This window comes from Photobacterium sanguinicancri (assembly GCF_002265265.1).
In the GTDB taxonomy this organism is placed as follows: Bacteria; Pseudomonadota; Gammaproteobacteria; order Enterobacterales; family Vibrionaceae; genus Photobacterium; species Photobacterium sanguinicancri.
Window position 1 is genome coordinate 1 of sequence record NZ_NOIF01000235.1, and the last position, 6,347, is coordinate 6,347.

General features: G+C 40.7%; 4 protein-coding genes. All 4 read left to right on the forward strand.

Going from position 1 to position 6,347, the window contains the following annotated elements; translation table 11 throughout:
* The first annotated feature begins 61 nt into the window (after positions 1 to 61).
* Positions 62 to 559, forward strand: coding sequence for an Hcp family type VI secretion system effector (locus ASV53_RS21955; protein ID WP_062692268.1), 498 nt, complete (start codon positions 62 to 64; stop codon positions 557 to 559).
* Between the two features lie 66 nt (positions 560 to 625).
* Positions 626 to 2,476, forward strand: coding sequence for a type VI secretion system tip protein TssI/VgrG (gene tssI / locus ASV53_RS21960; protein WP_094958687.1), 1,851 nt, complete (start codon positions 626 to 628; stop codon positions 2,474 to 2,476).
* Between the two features lie 112 nt (positions 2,477 to 2,588).
* Positions 2,589 to 3,545 carry a hypothetical protein gene (locus ASV53_RS21965; protein WP_094958688.1) on the forward strand — a complete coding sequence of 319 codons (957 nt, stop codon included), beginning with the start codon at positions 2,589 to 2,591 and terminating at the stop codon, positions 3,543 to 3,545.
* The coding region (locus tag ASV53_RS21970) for a DUF6531 domain-containing protein (RefSeq protein WP_094958689.1) at positions 3,545 to 6,347 on the forward strand (2,803 nt) is incomplete at its 3' end. The genes ASV53_RS21965 and ASV53_RS21970, both read left to right, overlap by 1 nt.

The window sequence follows — 6,347 nt, forward strand, 5'->3', positions numbered from 1 at the left end:
AGAAATGCTGATGGCATTAATTTAATTTAATGCAAAAAATGAATACTAACAGGAGATTTGCATGCAAGCGAATACGTATCTAGAGTACGCTAAAATTAAAGGTGAAGCTTCAGCTTCAGGCTATGAAGGAATGATGACATTACTTTCAGTTGATTGGAGCGTAGGGCGTGAAATAACTTCATATACAGGTACTGATCAGGATCGTGAAGCTAGCGCCGCTCGTTTATATGATATGACCATTACTAAACTGCAAGATTCTGCTTCAACTTCTTTATTTAAGGAAGCAACAATAGGAAAAGGAGAAAAAGCTACATTTCATATGACAAAGCAGGCTCAAGGAGGTGTACAAGATATTATGACTATCATCTTAACTGATGCGATGATTTCGTCATACTCTGTATCGTCTCAAGATGATAGGCCTATTGAAACCATCACAATATCTTATACCGTGATGGAAATGATTGTATTCCCTACTGGAGATGATAACGTTCGTGGTGCTGGCCAACTATCATACTTATACAGTGGCACCTTAACTAAAGGGAACGTAGGGGGATCGTAGGTTAATACTCCATGGAAGGGTGGGTTGTAAACCCGCCCTATTTTTAATTTTATTAGACCATATTATATGCAGAAAACATCACAAGAAAAAAACAGCATTAAAATATCGACGCTGCTGGGTCTGGATGCTCTTATATTAACAAGCTTTGATTATAATGAAGCTTTCTCTGAATTGTTTTCACTAAAAGTAAATGCATTTGCTAATGGAGTAATCATTGATAGAAATGCACTTATAGGATCTAAAGTAACCATTGAGTTTGAATATAATGTTGATAAGCAACCTATTACACGTTACTTCAGTGGTGTTGTTTCGCAATTGGAATGCGTAGGTAGTCGTGTTCCTGATAGTGCTGACGGTAAGCTATATCAAGATTATATTTTAACGGTTCGTCCTGATTTTTATTTAGCGAGTTTTAAGAATCACTATAAAATTTATCAAGATAAAATGCTTGAAGAGATTGTCGGTGAGGTGTTTGGCCAGCATAGCATTGCTTTTAGAGATGACAGAGTAAAATCGTATCCTATCTATGGCTATAAAGTGCAATACCATGAAACGGATCTAGATTTTGTTCTGCGCTTGCTACAAGAAGAAGGCATATTTTTCTTTTTTGAGCATAGCCCAGATACGCACCAGTTAGTGTTAGCTGATTCGATTGAAAGCTATACGCAATGTGAAGAAGGTGCAGTGAATCACATGACAGGTTCATACAACGAACCTCATGTTCACCACTGGACGACAGGTTTACAGTTAGCTATTGGAGCGAGTGCCGTTTCAGGCTTTAATTTGGAAAGCCCAAGTAATCCCCCTTCAGGGGTTCATAGCCAGTGTACTCAAGGGATAACCCCTCCTGAAAGTGAGTTATATCAATATCAGGCTGAATCTGGTTTTAATCCTAGAGTTGATTTTTGTAGCAGTAATATTCTAGAGGCATTACAGCGTGACACTATGTCATGTAACGGGTCAAGTAATTGTCGCTCATTCACGGTCGGTAAAACCTTTACTTTTTCTGATCATGAAGACCCCGCCCAAGTGGGAAAAACATATGTTATCAGCCAGCTGCATCTTCATGTGGCCATCCATTCTCAGATGGGATCGCAGAAAGAAGCTCAACAAGTTATTCATAACCAATTTAGTTGTGTTCCCGAAACTGTCGCATACCGTCCGCATAATATTATTACCAAGCCAAGAATTCACGGCGTACAGACTGCCATTGTTTCAGGTAAAGAAGGTGAAGAAGTTTACTTAGACCCACTTGGCCGGGTGAAAGTGAAGTTCCATTGGGATCGTGAAGGTGAATATCACGAAAATAGTTCGTGTTGGATCCGAGTTGCTCAAGGTTGGGCTGGCGCTGGCTGGGGAAGTTTCTTTACTCCGCGCGTTGGGCAAGAAGTACTTGTTGATTTTGTTAATGGAGACCCAGAGCAACCTGTGATTTGTGGCTCACTCTATAATGCAAGCCAAGTGCCTCCTTATACTAGCGGTGCAGTTAATGGCATTCGAACTCGGTCACTTGAAGGTAGAGGTAGCAATTTTAACGAGATTCGTTTTGATGATACCAAGGATAATGAACAATTAGCGATCCATGCTGAGAAAAATCATTATGTGACTGTAGAAAATGACCACATTGAGCAGGTTGATAATAATCACCAACTATCCGTGAAAAATGATCAGATGGTTATTGTTGAAAACAACCAACAGCTGACAGTAAATAATGACCATATTGTCGATGTGAAAAATAATCAATCCAATAAAGCTGGGAAACAAATAGTGATTGACGCTGGAAGTGAGATCACCCTTAAAGCAGGGTCAGCCTCTATTACTATGTCTAGCGGAGGGGATATTAGTATTCAAGGTTCAAATATTAGTATTAATGGTCAAGCCATTACCCTAAAAGCAGGGCAAATTGCACTTAACTAGCTGTTTGAGTAGCAATCGACGGTAGGAGAGCTTTAGCAAACAAAAGTAAAAATTAAAGTTAATGAGTGCTAAGGCTTAGTTTTATTTTGATTTAAGTGTTGGTTAGGTAGTTATGCCCTTATTATTTTCGCCATTAGTGCTAAAAGTTGGTGTTGAGTCAGATCAAGAAAAGCTGTTTGGTCAAGAGAATATAGCAGCTGAATGGATTGGTTCTGAATCCAATCAAGGGCGAGCACATTTAACTATATATGATCTATCATTAGATTATATTGCTCGCTTGACTCAATTATTTCATCAGTGTGTCGATAGTCTTCCTGACGATTGGCAGTCTCATCCTATCTTATTTCTGACACCTGCGTTAGGTTCAAAAGATAGTACTGCTTCGCTATTTAATTCGTATTGTAAAGTCTTACCCTCTTTAGCTGAACATAGGGAAATTTACTTCTACCCTTATGGTCGTTCGGCATGCCTGCTTGCTCTTAAGCAAATAGAAAATCTTTTTAAACAAGAATATGCTTCTAAATTATTGATTATTTCTATAGATACTCATCAGCGATTATGTCCAACATCGTCAAAATCATATAGCGATATTCAATGTTATGAAGAACCACATATAACAGCTTGTGATAGTGCGGCGTTAGTTAACGTTGAATATTCTAAGGTGGGTTTAGTTATTAATTGGTATGGAAAGGTTGCACTAACGCGAGTAAATGAACCGGGGCAAGGTGTGGCTAATCTATTTTATTTATTTAACAAACAGTACCAATCTTCTATTGATGCGATCCACCTTCCTTTGAATAATACATCAAGAATGGCTAATGAATGGCTTGGGCAACTCTCTGAAATAGCTTCCTCATTAAGTAGTGATCTGAAGTGCTTCTTTAATGGTGTTCGAGTCGGAGACTTAGGTACAACTATCGGGCTGTTTAATTTACTGCACACTCAAAGTTTGTATCAAAAAGGCGAATTAGAATCTGGACAATCTATTTTACAATTAGATATCTCTGATGGTTTATACCAGAGCGCAGCCCTATTTGGCTGGGAAAATGAAAAAAGTGATGCTGCATAATGAGTTCGGTTATTGGCATTAAACTCAAGGCCAGCGATGGCATGGTATATCACTTTGTGACTACTCCTCAGCAGGCTGGTAATCTTGATGCTGTTACTTTTAACCATCCCTCTGCTGCCCATATATTAATAAAAATGTTTGAGCATCTTTACGAAGGTGTTCATGGTCGTGATTTATTGTCTGTTGCTGAATTGGTTGAACCAACCTTGGCAAGACGAGCGCGATTAGAACCATCTGCGTATAAGACTGAAATATTGCAAGTCTTAAACCAAGCACTCATGAAGCAGCATTTGTCTTGTTTAAGGATGCCAGAGACAAAGCCCGTAATTGCACATGAAGAACAACCCAGTATTCCACCTGTTCAAAGCCAGGCATCGTTACCCAAAGCTGGAGGAGCCACACAGAAAAATGAGACTGTTGGTGATGATGCAATACGGATGGATACGCCAGCTGTATCTTTAAGTGAAACTGAATTTTGTGGTGACCCCGTTTCGATGGTAACGGGTGAGGAAGTACTCTCACTTACCGATGTAACATTAGCTAGAGGGCATTCGCTTGAGTGGGGGCGTATATATCGTTCTGGTCAATGTAATATTGACATTGGCATGGGATTTGGCTGGCGAAGTAAATTCCAATACGAGTTAAGCTTGGTTGAGACATCGGAAAAAAAAGAGCTTCCGAAACAATGGCGTTTTACCGATAACGAAGGTAGCACATTGTTTTTCGATGAGGTCGAAACTGGCGCTGTTAGCTATCAAATTCGTGCTGGTGCTAGTCTGTACCATCATCCAGAAAAATATCATTTGTTACGCCTAAAAGATGGTCGTCAAATTCGCTTTAACTGGCTTCATGGTGCCTGGCGAATGGACAAACTCCGCATGAATCAAACTGTCCAATATGGTTTTCAGTATTCAGTTGCTGGAAGAATGACAGGTATTGATATTAATGGTTACCTTGTATTAGCACTAAGGTACGACCGCAGCGGTCATCTTATTTCAGTTGAAGTCCCTCTAGTTTCTAAAAATGATCCGATCATTGTGCTTGCATCTTATCAATATGATGAGAATGGTCATCAGATCTGTGCAACTAATCGTAATCAGCAGACTGAGCACTATCAATACCGTGATGATCATTTGATAACTTGTCGTACTCGTGCATCCGGGTTTCGTCATTATTTTGAATGGCTAGGTGACGGTAAAAGCGCTAAATGCTGTAGCCAGTATGGCGATAAAGGCAATTATCATTACCAATTTGATTATGACGATCAAGCTAAGGTCAGTATCAGTACTGATAGTCGCGGTCATCAATGGCACTATCGACATAACGAACAAGGATTACTGCTTGAGAAAGTGAGCCCGAAAGGGGCGCGTTGGCAGTATTACTATAATCAACTGGGTTTAAAAGTCACCGAGATAGCGCCTAATAACGGGGTGACGCATTATCGCTACAATAATCAAGGATTATTAGCTGAACTAGAAATGCCGAGTGGTGAATTAACGGCTTTTCGTTATAACCGTTTTGGCCAATGTATTGAGCAAGTAAACACACAGGGCTTAGTGACTTCCCATCGCTTTAATAGCCTTGGATTATTACTTTCAACGACACACCCAGATGGGCGTAATGATGAATACCTTTATGATCATCAAGGTCGATTGACTAAGCAGCTAGCGGCTAATGGTGATCAGCTACAATATTGGTGGAATGAACGTGGCTTGCTTGATGCTGTAAAAGTGAATAATGCACTTACACGTTATAGCTATGATAGTACTAGTGAAATAAATGGTGTCGCTTATCCTGATGGGAAGGTTGCCGCTTTTCAACGTGATAGCAGTGGTAATATCACTAAAAGTAGCCAATATCATCCAGGATCAGATGAACCCGTAATAACACATTCGTTCGAGTATGATCAGGCCGGGCGTATTGTTAGCCATACCGATCCTATTGGCCGTAAATTACGGGTGATTTGGGAGGGATTATCTCAGCCTGAAGCACTTATTCAAGCTGATGGCAGTCATATTGCTTACCAGTATGATGAAGAGAGAAACCTCGTAGGTATTAGCCGAAGTGATGGTTGTTGTTATCAACTGGAATGGGATGAAGAAGAGCGCTTGAGTCGCACTGTCGGCTTTGATGGACGCGATCAGCACTACCGTTACGATGAGAACGGAGAGTTCATCGCACTCCAAGAAGCCGACAGAAATGTTCGTATACAGCGAGATATTGCAGGGCGTGTGACGACTATGTTTGCCGTGTCTGCAAGCGGCACACGAGACAGTATTCAGTTCCACTATGATGATGCTAATCGCCTCATTAATGCCAATACAGCGACAAGAAAATTACGTCAAGAGTGGCTGTTGCATTCGCACCCTGTTGCTATTTGGCAAGATCATCATCAGTTTCAATATGGTTTTAACCGCCAAGGGTTACGTCAGCAGTTAGTACTGGCTGATAGCCAAAATATCACCTACCAGTATGACGCTAATCAGCAATTGAGTCAGATCTTGCTTAATGGTGAGGTGATCCTCGATATATCGCGTGATAACCAAGGCAGGGAGTGCCAACGGCGACAAGGAAATGGGCTTAATCTGGATACTCACTATGACGAACAAGGCCGTTTGTCTCATCAGCAATGGAATACGCCATTAAGCGATAAAAAAAGTAGCCACGACCGCCATTATTTTTACGACCAAGCCAGTCAACTTACTCGTATCCATGATCGCCACCTAGGTGAACAAGCCTATAGCTTTGATGCGCTAAACCAACTTCAATCACACCGTGTTGGCTTAGATATTCATCGTTATC